The organism is Nocardiopsis sp. NPDC006832, assembly GCF_040635885.1.
In the GTDB taxonomy this organism is placed as follows: Bacteria; Actinomycetota; Actinomycetes; order Streptosporangiales; family Streptosporangiaceae; genus Nocardiopsis.
Map to the genome: position 1 here is coordinate 1 of NZ_JBEYLC010000106.1, position 10,870 is coordinate 10,870.

Here is a 10,870-nt window from a genome sequence, read left to right on the forward strand (position 1 = left end):
CCGCCGTCGAAGCGGAACTCCTCGGTGTAGACGGGGTCGCCCTCGGTCCGCTCGTCGCGCACGGCGATGGTCAGCCCCGGCACGAGGAAGGCGGTGTTCTACAGGCAGTGGGTTATTTTGACCTTGTTTTAATACTTCAACAGTACGTTCACCACGCGCTAATTTTTTAGCTGTAAATTCATCTAAATCAGAACCAAATTGCGCAAATGATTCTAACTCACGATATGAAGCTAAGTCTAAACGTAATGTTCCTGCAACTTTTTTCATCGCTTTAATTTGAGCTGAACCACCAACACGAGATACTGATTGCCCAGCATTAATCGCTGGTCTAACACCTGAGAAGAATAAATCAGATTGTAAGAATATTTGTCCGTCAGTAATTGAGATAACATTTGTTGGAACGTATGCTGAGATATCGCCAGCTTGAGTTTCAATGATTGGTAAAGCAGTAATTGAACCGCCTCCAAGATCATCGTTAAGTTTTGCAGCTCTTTCTAATAATCTACTGTGTAAGTAGAACACGTCCCCAGGATATGCTTCACGACCTGGTGGTCTACGTAATAATAATGATAGCTCACGGTATGCTGCCGCTTGTTTAGTTAAATCATCGTAAACGATAAGAACATGTTTTCCATTAAACATGAACTCTTCACCCATAGTTACACCAGAATAAGGTGCAATATAAAGTAATGGGTCGGCGACCACACCGGCCTTGCGGTCCTTCCAGTCGTTGGTGTCCACGCTCCACAGGATCTGGGCCATGCCCATCTCCTCGGTGACCTGGGCGACGGTGTCGTTGGTGGAACCGTAGGGCGGACGCATCAGGTCCATCGTGTATCCGGTCTCCCGGTACACCAGCGCCTGGACCGGGTCCAGGTCCGCGCGCACGCCTCCGGCGCCGAGCGTGGCCAGGTCGGGGTGGGCCAGGGTGTGGTTGGCCAGTTCGTGGCCCTCCGCGTAGGTGCGGCGCACCGTGAACGGGTCCTCCATCACCGGGTGGCCGGTGACGAAGAAGGTCGCCTTGGCGTCGTGCTCGGCGAGTGTGTCCAGCAGCTCCGAGGTCCGGCCGCCGGGGCCGTCGTCGTAGGTCAGCGCCACGCAGCGCGTCTCGGGGTCGGTGCAGTCGATCCCGTCGTCGACGGGGGAGATCTCACCGGGGGAGGCGACGCCGGTGCCATCCTTCTCCGCCTCGGGGGCCGCGGCCACGGTGAACTCCTCGACGCCCTTGGTCGCGGCGTCGCGCGCCCGCACCCCGAACTCCGACAGCAGTTCCTCGGCCTCGTCGCGTTCGATCACGACGCCGACGCGACCCTCGGAGGTGGGCGCGACCTGTCCATCGTCGAACTCCACGATCAGGTCGCCCTCGGGGCTGAACGCGAGGGAGTCGTAAAGGCCGCTGATCGGGTACAGGGACACCGCCGCCACGGTGTCCGGGACCTCTTCGAGTACGCGGTCGTTGAGCGCGGCCAGCTCGTCCTGTCCGGCGAGCAGGCCGCTGGAACCGTGCACCGAGCCGTCGTCGGTCTCGTACCAGTAGGTGCTGTGACCGACGCGGGTCTCCTCCGAGTCGGTCTCGGTGGTGGTGATCCGCACGCCCACGACCCCGTCACCGGCGGCGGTCAACCGCCACTCGCCCTCGAAGGAGGCCGCGCCGGGGTTGGCGGCGTCGAAGGCGTGCACCTGGTCGGTCAGGGTGCGGTCCAGGAAGTCGGTGAGGGGGTCGGCGTTGGGGATGGCCGGGTAGGCGACGGCCACCTCACTGTCGCCCTCGTAGTCGACCGAGGCCTCCTCGGTGCCGGGGAGCGCGGCCGTGTCCACCACGGTCGTCCCCTCCTCGGAACCTTCCGCCGGAAGGTCGTCGTCGGTGTCCACCGCCACGTTCCGTGTGATGCTCTCGATGACTCCGTCCTCGGGCAGGCCCGGTGGTCGTGTCGCCGACAGCACCAGTCCCAAGAGGACGACCATCGCGATCGCTGCCGTGAGAACGGGGCGGTCGGGGGCCATGCTGGGACCGTCTTGCTGCTTCACCTGGGGGCTCTCCACGCTCATCGTCAGACGAACGTTCGCGAAAGGACGGGGGTCTTTCGCGTAACGCTGGTATCGGGTGTGATGCCGGGCACACGAAATGGGTTCGCTGGTGTGCTCCGGGCCAAGGGGTCACGCCGGGTGCAGGGGCGAAGGGGGTGCTCCCTATACTTGCAGGCGTGGAAGGTACACACTCCCACCATCGACTCCCGGAGCCCGCTCCGGTCGGTCGGAGTGTGTCGAAAGAGGGAACCCGGTGCGAATCCGGGACTGCCCCGCAGCGGTATGTGGGAACGAGCGTCGCCATAAGCACTGGTGATCCGACCGGAAAAGTCGGAAAACCGGGAAGCGGTGATCATTAGGACGACCGGCGCACGACGTCGGAAACGCCCACGAGTCCGAAGACCTGCCTCCACCCGGTGGTGCGCCTGTGCCGCCGGTGGTCCCGCGCCCCGAGGGAGGGCCGAGGTCGTCAGGCACGTGCGCCCCGGGTGAGCCCCTCGTCGTGCCGCGCTCCTCGCCCCGCTCTCGTGGCCGGTACCCGGCTTTCGACGAGGGAGAGAAGCTTCATGGTCAGCAACCCCGCGGCCTCCGGGCCGTCCGTGCGCTCCACGGTCCACGGTTACCCGCGCATCGGCCCCGCCCGCGAACTCAAGCGCGCCAGTGAGTCCTACTGGAAGGGCAACACCACGGCCGCCGAACTCGACGCCGTCGCCGCCGACCTGCGCAAGGGCGTCTACGCCCGACTGCGCGAGGCCGGAGTGGACGACATCCCGTCGAACACCTTCTCCTACTACGACCAGGTGTTGGACACAGCGGTCCTGTTCGACCTCGTGCCCGCCCGTTTCACCTCCCCGGCCCAGGCAGAGGAGCGGGACGAGCAGCTGCGCCGCTACTTCGCCCTCGCCCGCGGCGAGCAGGGCGCGCCGCCGCTGGAGATGACCAAGTGGTTCGACACCAACTACCACTACCTGGTCCCCGAACTCTCCCCGAGCACCCGCCCGCGCCTGGTCGGCGACAAGCCCCTCGCCGAGTTCCGTGAGGCCGCCGAGGCCGGTTTCCAGACCCGCCCGGTCCTGGTCGGTCCGCTGACCTTCCTGCTGCTGGCCAAGGCCGCCGAGGACGCTCCCGAGGGCTGGGAGCCCATCGAGCTCCTCGACCAGCTCCTGGACGCCTACGCCAAGCTCCTGAGCGACCTGTCGGCCGCGGGCGTCACCGAGGTCCAGCTCGACGAGCCGATCCTGGCCACCGACGAGGGTCGCGCCGCCGTCGGCCACCTGGAGCGCGCCTACCAGCGCCTGGGGTCGCTCACCGAGCGTCCCTCGCTCCTGGTGTCCACCTACTTCGGTTCCATCGGCGCCGCCGCCCTGCGCGTGCTCAAGGACTCTCCGGTCGAGGCCGTGGGCCTGGACCTGGTCACCGACTCCGAGGGTGCCTCCGACCTCACCGCCGTCTCGGGGCTGGGCTCCACCCGCCTGGTCGCGGGCGTGGTGGACGGCCGCAACGTCTGGCGCACCGACCTGCCGGCCGCCGTCGCCGAACTGGGCACCCTCCTGGCCCTGACCGACGAGCTCACGGTGAGCACTTCCTGCTCGCTGCTGCACGTGCCCATCGACCTGGACGCCGAGACCTCACTGGCGCCCGAGCTGCGCTCCACCCTGGCCTTCGCCGAGCAGAAGACCAGGGAGGTCGCGCTGCTCGGTCGGGTGCTCTCCGAGGGAGCCGACGCCGACTACCAGGGCGCGTCCGAGCCGCGGGACGCGTCCTTCACCGACGCCCGGGTGCGCGCCCGCCTGGACGCCCTCGGCCCGGACGCCTACGAGCGTCCCCAGGATCGGGACGTGGCCGCCCTGCGACCGCTGACCACGACCACCATCGGCTCCTTCCCGCAGACCGCCGAGCTGCGTCGCGCCCGCGCCGCGCACCGGCGGGGCGAACTGCCCACCGAGGACTACAAGGCGCTCCTGCGCGCGGAGATCGACCGGGTCATCGCGCTCCAGGAGGAGATCGGTCTGGACGTGCTGGTGCACGGCGAACCCGAGCGCAACGACATGGTCCAGTACTTCGCCGAACAGCTGGAGGGCTACGCCACCACCGAGAACGGGTGGGTGCAGTCCTACGGTTCGCGGTGCGTGCGCCCGCCGATCCTGTTCGGGGACGTCTCGCGTCCCGAGCCGATGACGGTGGAGTGGATCACCTACGCCCAGTCGCGCACCGACAAGCCGGTCAAGGGCATGCTGACCGGTCCGGTCACCATGCTCGCCTGGTCGTTCGTGCGTATCGACCAGCCGCTGGGTGAGACCGCCCGCCAGGTGGGTCTGGCGCTGCGCGACGAGGTCGCCGACCTGGAGCGGGCCGGCATCCGGCACATCCAGGTCGACGAGGCGGCTCTGCGCGAGTTGCTTCCGCTGCGCGAGGAACAGCGGGCGGCGTACCTGAAGTGGGCGGTCGACTCGTTCCGACTGGCCACCTCCGGGGTCGCGTCGAGCACGACCATCCACACGCACATGTGCTACTCGGAGTTCAACCAGATCGTCGACGGGATCGAGGCGTTGGACGCCGACGTCACCAGCGTCGAGGCGGCCCGGTCGCGCATGGAGCTCGTGGAGGCCCTGGGCGAGCGCGGTTACAAGCGCGGGATCGGTCCGGGCGTGTACGACATCCACTCGCCGCGGGTGCCCTCGGTCGAGGAGATCGAGGCCTCGCTGCGACTGGCGGTCTCGCACGTGGACGCCGCGAACCTGTGGGCCAACCCCGACTGTGGTCTGAAGACGCGCGGTTACACCGAGACCGAGCAGGCGCTGCGCAACATGGTGGAGGCGGCCCGCCGGGTGCGCGCCGACCTCTGATCCCACCCCGAACGCACGAAAAGGGGGCCGCGGCACGAAGCCGCGGCCCCCTCTCGTCGTTTCTTCCGGGGAGGAGCCGGTGATTTCCTACTCGGCGCCGAGCAGGGCGATCGCCTCTTCGGCGGAGTTGGTGAGCAGGGCCTCGACGTCGTCGACCATCGTCAGGTCGGAGCCCTCGAAGTCCGAGACCTGGTAGGTGATCTCGATGTTCATGTTGGCCGAACGGACCAGCATGATCGCCGTGGGGGCGGGGTCGTCGAGGATGATGTTCTCGGTGATGATGAGGTGCGCCTCATCGCCGAGACCGTCGATCTCCTTCTCCTCCTCCAGGTTCTCCTCCGGGTAGTAGTCGCTACCACCGGTGTAGTTGGCGAGGGAGTCCTGGTAGTCCGACGAGGCGCCCTCGACGGAGTCGCTGCCGGCGTAGGGCGTGGCGTACTCCAACCAGAGGCTGCTGTAGGCGCGCTCCGGGTTGCCCTCGGGGGCGTCACCCGTGGCGGTGCAGCTGGCGCGGTTGTCGGAGACGCTCTTGCTGGGGTCGTCCCGCAGGATGAAGTCCGTGGAGACCTGCTCGGTGATGGCGTCGCAGGGCTCGATGGGCAGCGCGTAGGGCGGCTCCCCGGCGGGCCCGTCACCGCCGCCGGAGTCGGGCTCCTCGGTGTCGTCGTCGACCGGCTCGTCGGTCTCCTCGGTGCCCTGGGTGGTGTCGGGACCGGTGGCGATCTCCTCGCCGCCGGTGTCACGCGTGACGAGCATGACGATCACGGCGATGACGAGCACCACGATGATCGCGCCGCCGCCGATGACCACCCAAAGGCCGGCCTTGCCGCCGCCACCACCGCTCTGGGGCGGCGGGGGCGGGGGGTATCCGCCGGGTCCACCCGGACCGCCGGGGCCACCGTAGGGCGGCTGGCCACCCGCGTACATGCCCTGGTCCTGACCGGGGCCGCCCTGGTAGGGGCCCTGGCCGTAGCCAGGCTGCCCGCCGGTGCCGCCCCCATAGGGGTTCTGCGGAGGCTGGTTGTAAGGTCCGTTTTCGCTCATGGCTCCCCTCGCCCGGTGAAGTGTTGGCCGTGTTCTCTGGGACGCGTGTGCCCATTGGTGGGTTCTCACGAGTTTCCCGTGACGGCCGCCGGCGGATCGCCGGGTGGGTGACGGCACGGGAGACCGTGGGGGAGGAGAGCCCGGGACCAACGCCGGTCCGCGGGCGAGTGCGGTACGGCGAGGAGCGGGAATTCCCCGTGTCGTGAGTGGATGCCCCGACTGCGCGCGGGGTTCTTTCCGACCGCCGAGATGATGCCGAGGGGACGGGCCACGGCGACCGGGGGTCGGGACGACAAGCATCCTAACCGTGACCTTAAGGGGAGCGGCGTAGCGGGCCAGGGGTAACGGGGCGAATCGTCATCGATTCGTTCCGGTCGAGCCACACGTCACCCTTGGCGTGACTTGATCGTGATTATCCTGTGTGGTTTTTCGAGTCGTTTCACCGGTAAAGGGGCCGTCCTTTCCGGCCCTTGGTCCCGAGAGGACGGGTGCGGGGAAGTCGTGTTCGCCGCACCCGCCGGGGATCAGAACATCGAGATGTGCACGTGGTCGAAGTGGTTCTCGGTGATGCTGCCGCGGTCCGACATCGGGCGCCAGTCGGTGTCGCCTCGACGCACGTCCCAGATCTGCTGGCGGTAGATCACGTACATGACCCCGAGGTCGTCGGCGTTGTCCCGGGCCCAGTTCGCGATGTCCCAACCGCGCTCGACCTGGTCCTCCGGGGGCATGGAACCGTTGCCGTCCACCATGAAGTCGCAGGCCCGGCCCTTGGGGTGCTCACCCACGACCCAGCCGCCCACCGCGCGGTAGCAGCCGACACCGCCCACTTCCGACCCGCGCCCGAAGATCTCGATGCCCAGGTCGCGCATCTGCTCGGTGCGCGGAGTGATGTTGTCCGGCGGTCGCATGGGCTGCTCCGGGTGGTCGGCGATGAGCCGGCGGACGTCCATGCGACGATCCTCCAGCTCGTCCATGTCGGCCTCGGCCTCGGCCAAGCGATCCTCGGCGTTCTCTTGGGCGACCTCGTCCCGGGACAGGGCCTGGTCCAGCTGGTCGATCTTGTCCTGGTTGCTGGTGGACAGGTAGTCGATGACGACCGCGCGCTCGATGACCTCGTCGGGCTCGGCCTCGACGAACAGCGACATGGAGGGGTCGATTCCGCCGCTGGTGTAGGTCGCCACCGCCAGGGAACGGACCTGCCCACGGGCGGCCTCCACGTCCTCGCGGGTGGAGTCGGCGCGCGACTGGGCGCGGTCGGCCTCCTCCATCACGTTCTCCATGTCCCGGAGTTCGCCGTTGTACTCCTCGGTGAGGGTCTCGGCGCGCGATTCCAGGGTGCCCATGTCCTCGTTGTCCCGGGGGACCGGCGCGGCCAAGGCGGGCGCGGGCAGGGCGAGGGCTGCCAACAGCGACAGGACCACCGCCGCGGTGCGGCCCGGGGTCGGGTTCGTGCGCACGACCGTCGGAAACGGGCGCGCGCAGTCGGCGATCAGCTCCCGCCAGGTGCGGACGGGAGGATCGGGCGCCCAGAAGTCGGCGTGGTCGGCCACTCGGCTCGGATCGTCTGACTGCAAGGTGTGGTCGCTCCTCGTGCCCACACACGGACCCCATAGCGGGCACGGGGACGCTGTGGACGCAGATGCTCGTCTTTCCCGGACGGGGCGCGGGGCACGTCGTCTTCGCGGGCCGCGCCGCACTCACCCCGCTCGAAGGGGGAAAGGTCACGGGACGGTAATGAGTCTAAGCATTCTCACGGGTCTTCGGGAGGGACGAGGTGATCACATCCCCCAACAAAGCCGTAGGTGTGGTCTAAATAACCATATTCGGGTCAAGGATTTTGCCGAATCGAGGCATCCGAGATGGTTGAGTTGGTGCCGTGATGGCTCCTGAACACTACGAAACGACCCCCGTCACCTTGGCGGACACCACCCGGCGGTGCGTACCTCTGCCCGGTGGTCGCTGTCGTCCGTCCCGTCGTTCCTGAGTCCGAGGGCGAGAACCCGCCCCGTTCGGCGCCACCGCGCCCTCCGACCGCCGCTCCGGCGCGTCGCCGCCGCTCGCCCACCGCGCGCTTCGTACGCTCGGATGCGGGCGTCGACCCCCACGCTGAGTCCGGTCTCCTTCCGCGCCCCCACGCGCGTGGGAGCCGTGACACCACCGCCAGACGTCGATGGGAAAACCGTGATTGACGCAGTGGGTCTCCACAAGACCTACAGGTTGAAGAAACGTCGGATCGAAGCCCTGAAGGGGGTCGATCTGCACGTCGAGTCCGGCGAGATCTACGGGGTCGTGGGCCAAAGCGGTGCGGGTAAGAGCACCCTCCTGCGCTCGGTGAACCTCCTGGAACGCCCAGACGGTGGCACCGTCCGCGTCGGGGACGAGGAACTCACCTCGCTGCGCGGCGCCCGCCTGCGCGAGGCCCGACGCCACATCGGCATGGTGCACCAGCACTTCGCCCTGCTCTCCTCGCGTACGGTCGCCGGCAACGTCGGCTTCCCGCTGGAGGTCACGGGGATGTCCCGCGCCGCGCGCGCCACCCGGGTCGGTGAACTCCTGGAACTGGTCGGCTTGGGCGACAAGGCCCGCGCCTACCCCTCCCAGCTCTCCGGCGGCCAGAAGCAGCGCGTGGGCATCGCCCGCGCCCTGGCCTCCGACCCCAAGGTGTTGCTGAGCGACGAGGCGACCTCCGCCCTGGACCCGGTCACCACCGAGTCCATCCTCGCGCTGCTGCGCCGACTGCGCGACGAACTCGGCCTGACCATCCTGCTCATCACGCACGAGATGGACGTGATCAAGCGGATCTGTGACTCCGCCGCGATCATGGAGGACGGCGAGTTCCGTGAGTCCGGCCGGGTCCTGGACCTGATCGGGACCCCCGGTTCGCTGCTGGCGCGTTCGCTGTTCCCGCTGCCGGAGCACGGGGGGCCGGAGACGGTGTTCATCACCTACCCGCGTTCCTTCGACGAACCGTTCATGTCCGAACTGACCCGTCGGTTCGACGTGGACGTCAACATCCTCGGTGGCGGTGTGGAGCAGGTCGCCGGTCAGTCCGTGGGCCGGCTCAGCGTCGACATGCGTGGAAGCCGTCGTCGTGAGGCACTGACCTACCTGTCCGAGAACGGCCTGCTGGTCGAGGAGGCCGGAAAGTGATCACCAACGAGATCCTCTACCTGGCCCAGGAGGGCAACGCGGTGACCGCGATCACCGACTTCGTCCAGGACTGGCCGAACATGTGGCCGAGCCTGTGGCTGGGAACCATGGACACCGTCTACATGGTGTGGTGGGCCACGGTCTTCAGCGTCCTGTTCGGTCTGCCCCTCGGCGTGCTGCTCGTGGCCACCGACAAGGGCGGCCTCATCCCGGCCCCGGCCGCGCGCGCGGTGCTCAGCGCCATCGTCAACATCGGCCGTTCGCTGCCGTTCATCGTGTTGATGGTGGCGGTGCTGACGCTGACCCGCTTCCTGGTGGGCACCACGCTCGGCCCGACCGCCGCCATCGTGCCGCTCAGCATCGGCGCCATCCCGTTCTTCGCGCGCCTGGTGGAGACCGCGCTGCGCGAGGTGGATCGGGGCGTCGTCGAGGCCGCGCACGCCATGGGCACGCGCAAGTTCACCATCGTGGGCAAGGTGCTGCTGCCCGAGGCCATGCCCGGGCTCATCGCCGGCCTGGTGATGACCGTGGTCACGCTCATCTCCTACTCGGCCATGGCCGGCGCCATCGGCGGTGGCGGTCTGGGCGACCTCGCCATTCGTGAGGGCTACCAGCGCTTCAACGACCACTACCTATGGGCGACCGTGATCCTGCTCGTGGTGATCGTGCAGGTCGCGCAGAGCCTGGGCGACCTGTTGGTGCGCCGACTGTCCAGGCGCTGACGCGTCCCTCTCGATCCCGCCCCCCGTGATTCCCCCCGAGTCGTCCGGTACCAACGGCAAGGAGACAACCATGACCAGGAGAGCGAACGTACTGCGGGGCGCCGCGGTGTTCGGCGCCGCGACCGTGCTGCTGGCGGGGTGCGGGAGCCCGAGTGAGCGGGCCGACGAGGGTGGTGGCGACGACGACGTGGTGACCCTGAAGGTGGGGGCCACACCGATGCCGCACGCGGAGATCCTGGAGTTCGTGAACGATGAGCTGGCGGCCGACGCGGGCCTGGCCATCGAGGTGGTCGAGTACACCGACTACAACCAGCCCAACGCCGCCCTCGTCGAGGGAGAGCTGGACGCGAACTACTACCAGACGGTCCCGTTCCTGGAGGAGTACCAACAGGGCAACACCGACGCCGACCTGGAGTACGTGAGCAACGTGCACCTGGAGGCCTTCGGTCTGTACTCGCAGGAGTTCTCCGACCTGGAGGAGCTCCCCGAGGGCGCGGAGATCGGGGTGCCCAACGACGTGTCCAACATGGGCCGGGCGCTGAACCTGCTCGATGCGAACGACGTGATCACCCTGTCCGAGGGCGCCGGGGACAACGCGGCGGAGTCCGACATCGAGGAGAACCCGCTCGACATCACCCTCACCCCGGTGGAGGCCGCGCAGCTGCCGCGTTCCCTGGAGGACCTGGACGCGGCCGTGGTCAACGGCAACTACGCGCTGGAGGCCGACCTGGCCGAGAACGCGAACGTGATGGCCTGGGAGGAGACCGAGGGCAGTGTGTACGGCAACGGTCTGGTGGTACGCACGGAGGACGCCGAGTCCGAGGAGATCGAGCGGCTCGACGAGCTGCTGCACAGCCCGGAGGTGAGCGACTTCATGGAGGAGCGCTGGCAGGGCGTGGTCATCCCCATGGGCGGGATGCGGGACGACGACGAAGACTAGGGGACCAGAGGTCTCGTGTTCGGGCGTCGAAGGCGGATCCGCCTTCGACGCCCCAGCCAGTTCGGTTAACGGGGGGGTTTGGGGGGCACCAGGGCCAGTGAACAGAAGGGGAGGGCGGGGGGGGGGGGAAGAGGGGTGTG

Annotated in this window: 7 protein-coding genes and 1 riboswitch; of the genes, 4 read left to right on the forward strand and 3 right to left on the reverse strand. The window is 67.7% G+C overall.

The window, feature by feature from the left end:
- A partial coding sequence (locus ABZ717_RS27620; protein WP_358515885.1) for a polysaccharide deacetylase family protein occupies window positions 1–2,004 on the reverse strand: 2,004 nt, incomplete at its 3' end.
- 226 nt (window positions 2,005–2,230) lie between these two features.
- A riboswitch (cobalamin riboswitch) is annotated at window positions 2,231–2,454 on the forward strand.
- 140 nt (window positions 2,455–2,594) lie between these two features.
- On the opposite strand from ABZ717_RS27620, the gene metE reads away from it, so the two are divergent.
- A complete protein-coding gene (gene metE, locus ABZ717_RS27625; RefSeq protein ID WP_358515873.1) occupies window positions 2,595–4,874 on the forward strand; it encodes a 5-methyltetrahydropteroyltriglutamate--homocysteine S-methyltransferase in 2,280 nt (759 codons plus the stop codon).
- Between the two features lie 87 nt (window positions 4,875–4,961).
- On the opposite strand, the gene ABZ717_RS27630 is transcribed toward metE, so the two are convergent.
- Together ABZ717_RS27630 and ABZ717_RS27635 are read right to left on the reverse strand one after the other, a co-directional pair.
- Entirely contained in the window at window positions 4,962–5,918 is a 957-nt protein-coding gene (locus ABZ717_RS27630) for a DUF3558 domain-containing protein (protein ID WP_358515876.1), read from the reverse strand.
- Window positions 5,919–6,442: 524 nt separating this feature from the next.
- Complete coding sequence (locus ABZ717_RS27635; protein ID WP_358515879.1) at window positions 6,443–7,492, reverse strand: hypothetical protein; 1,050 nt, start codon at window positions 7,490–7,492, stop codon at window positions 6,443–6,445.
- A 619-nt stretch (window positions 7,493–8,111) separates the two neighbouring features.
- Between ABZ717_RS27635 and ABZ717_RS27640 the strand changes: the two genes are divergently transcribed.
- The 3 genes from ABZ717_RS27640 (at window position 8,112) to ABZ717_RS27650 (ending at window position 10,730) form a co-directional block, all read left to right on the forward strand.
- The gene (locus tag ABZ717_RS27640; protein ID WP_358515888.1) at window positions 8,112–9,068 is read left to right on the forward strand and encodes an ATP-binding cassette domain-containing protein; all 957 of its coding nucleotides are present in this window, start codon (window positions 8,112–8,114) and stop codon (window positions 9,066–9,068) included.
- Entirely contained in the window at window positions 9,068–9,790 is a 723-nt protein-coding gene (locus ABZ717_RS27645) for a methionine ABC transporter permease (protein WP_358515891.1), read from the forward strand. Before ABZ717_RS27640 ends, ABZ717_RS27645 begins: the two co-directional genes overlap by 1 nt.
- Before the next feature lie 70 nt (window positions 9,791–9,860).
- The gene (locus ABZ717_RS27650; RefSeq protein WP_358515882.1) at window positions 9,861–10,730 is read left to right on the forward strand and encodes a MetQ/NlpA family ABC transporter substrate-binding protein; all 870 of its coding nucleotides are present in this window, start codon (window positions 9,861–9,863) and stop codon (window positions 10,728–10,730) included.
- Window positions 10,731–10,870: the final 140 nt, after the last annotated feature.